The sequence below is a fragment of the Pseudomonas sp. DrBHI1 genome (assembly GCF_002205115.1).
In the GTDB taxonomy this organism is placed as follows: Bacteria; Pseudomonadota; Gammaproteobacteria; order Pseudomonadales; family Pseudomonadaceae; genus Aquipseudomonas; species Aquipseudomonas mosselii.
On record NZ_NIBE01000132.1, the window covers coordinates 1 to 991 of the forward strand.

At 67.2% G+C, this 991-nt stretch carries 1 protein-coding gene; it reads right to left on the reverse strand.

Features of this window, described 5'->3' with window-relative positions; genetic code table 11:
* Nucleotides 1–991: MFS transporter (locus CC207_RS24415; protein ID WP_256582351.1), on the reverse strand; the 991-nt coding region annotated here is incomplete at both ends.

Genomic DNA, 991 nt, shown 5'->3' on the forward strand with positions numbered 1-991 from the left:
GCCATCAGCAACGGCAGCGCGTGTCCACTGATCCACTGGCTCCCCGCCCCGGCCAGCAACGGCCCGAGCAGGCAACCAATGCCCCACAGCTGCGCCACATGGGCGTTGGCCCGCACCAGTTCGTCATCCCGGTAGCGCTCGCCGATGAGCACCAGCGACAGGGTGAACAAGCCTCCCGCACTGGCACCGAACAACACCCACAGCGGCCAGATGACCGGTGTGTGCAACAGCAAGGGGATCGCCAAGCTGGAAACCAGCAAGGCCAGCGCGCAGCCACTGAACAGCGTGCGCCGCGACATGCGATCGGCCAGAGCGCCAATCGGCAATTGCAGCACCGCGTCGCCCACCACCACGGTGCTGACCATGAACAACGCCACCTCCGTGGTGAACCCTTGCTGCAGGCAGTACACCGGCAGCAGCGTCAGGATCATCGCCTCGAACGCCGCGAACAGCGCGATGGCCCAGGCGATCACCGGCAATCGTCGGCAGAAGCCGAACAGGTCACTGAAGGTCACGCTGCACGCCTCGGTGGTTGGCGCCCCTCCCCGACCCAGCAAAATCAAAGGCGCAACCAGCAGCAGGCCGGTCGCTGCCCAGAAACCGAAGTCGTCGTCCGAGCCGAGGAAACCCAGCACCAGCGGCCCGGCCAGCTGGCTCAGGGCATAGCTGCTGCCATACAGCGCCACCAGCCGTCCGCGCCATTGCTCGACCACCAGTTGGTTGATCCAGCTTTCGCCGAGGATGAACACCACGGTCAGCGACATGCCGATCATCAGGCGCAGCAGCAGCCACAAGGGGTAGCTGGGCAGCAGCGCGACCAGGGCAATGGACGCCGCGCCGCCCCACAAACACAGGCGCATCGCTGCAGGCACACCGACCCAACCGGCCAGGCGGCTGGCCACCGCGGCCCCCACCAGCACGCCCAGCGCCGGCATCGCTGCCATCACACCGATGGCGAACCCGCCGTAGCCCCAGCCCTCCAGGCGCAAGG